The 1,100-nt window shown below is 63.6% G+C and carries 1 protein-coding gene; it reads right to left on the minus strand.

Features of this window, described 5'->3' with window-relative positions; genetic code table 11:
- Positions 1 to 121: 121 nt before the first annotated feature.
- The coding region (locus VNN55_00220; GenBank protein HWO55973.1) for a TIM barrel protein at positions 122 to 1,100 on the minus strand (979 nt) is incomplete at its 5' end.

Consider the following 1,100-nt stretch of genomic DNA (forward strand, 5'->3'; position numbering starts at 1 on the left):
ATATCGGTGGCCGAAAAGTCGCCGCCGATGTGCCCCAGTTTGGCGTTGTACACCATCTGCAAGTCGCGCCGCCGGACAGAGGTGGCAAGCTTCCGTAGCCTGTCAACCTTCTTCATATCGATCATCGGTCGCCCTTTCCAATCCCCGCACCCAGCAGCATGTCCAGCACCACGCGCTGGGCTTCGAGTGCATCCTGCCGGTCCTGAGCAGCCTTGAGTGCGCCCGGATCGAGGCGATCAAGCACGGCGTTGAGGGAACGAATCGTCCGGATGCTGCTGCGTGCGGCCTCCACCGCATCCTCGCGGAAGGGGAACTGGTCGAGCAGGATCGGTCCCTGCCAGTCGATCTGGCGCAGGGCGTAGAGGAACTCCAGCGTCTCGATCAGATGGACCGAGCCGACCGCCATATCGTCGTCCCACTCGCGCCAGTTGTCGTTCACCTCGACGCTGACCAGCTTGCCGCGGCGGGACACCATATGGAGCACGTCGGCTGGCGTCTCTTTGGCGAAGAAGGAGTGGCCCAGGTCGAGTACGATGCCGACGTTGTCGACGCCCATATCTTCGATCGCCAGCAGCGTGCGGGCGGCCGTAGCAAAGAACATGTGGACGCGCGGCTCCTTCAGCTTGTATTCGATCGCGAACTGCATGGTCGGGTCGGTCTGCGCCACTGCGCGGATCCCCTCCACCGAGTAGTCCCAGAGACGCCGGTAGTCGACCTGAAACGGATAGTCGAAGCCGTCCTGGCCGGGCCAGAACTTGACATACTTCGCATCCAGCGCGCGCGCCACCTCGATCGCCCGTTTGCCCAGATCCACGGCCTTGCGCCGGATCGCCGGGTCGGGGTTCGTGAAGCTGCCCATGCGAAACTCGCGCATATAGAGGTGCGGGGTGATCGCCTGGGCGCGCAGCCCCGTGCGCCGGAGCGCATCACGGACCTGCTCGACGGTGACATTGTCGCCCGCAAACGGATAGTTGATGTCCAGCACCTTGATATCACCGACCGCCGCGGCGCGCTCGATCGCTTCCAGCGTGCTCACCGGCGGGCCGTAGGCGTCGGTGGCGTAGCGGTCGATGAACTGTTGAAACATCCAAATACCTGCT

This window comes from bacterium, from assembly GCA_035559435.1.
In the GTDB taxonomy this organism is placed as follows: domain Bacteria; phylum Zixibacteria; class MSB-5A5; order WJJR01; family WJJR01; genus JACQFV01.